General features: G+C 68.0%; 1 pseudogene. It reads left to right on the top strand.

Features of this window, described 5'->3' with window-relative positions:
* Positions 1-266, top strand: a pseudogene (locus tag QQA02_RS11610) (hypothetical protein); the annotation flags it as partial.

Genomic DNA, 266 nt, shown 5'->3' with positions numbered 1-266 from the left:
TTTACCACCAAACTGAACAACCAACGCCGCGCCTGGGGCTTCCGAACACGCGCCTGCCGGACCGCCGGCTCGCATGACGAGGTACGCACGGCCTGCCAAAGGCTCCTCGACGAGTACAACGGGCCGGACACACCCACCCCGCAGACCCGTAGCCTGCAGTTCATCAACTCCAGGACCAAAGGCACCGGGCTGCTCTTCCGGGGTTCGTCGGCGGAGATCGCCGCGCTTCGCCACGCCGCGCACGCGGCGGCGGCGAAGGTAGTCGG

The sequence above is a fragment of the Corynebacterium sp. MSK006 genome, from assembly GCF_030232385.1.
Lineage (GTDB): Bacteria > Actinomycetota > Actinomycetes > Mycobacteriales > Mycobacteriaceae > Corynebacterium > Corynebacterium frankenforstense_A.
This window is presented reverse-complemented; position numbering and strand designations above follow the sequence as displayed.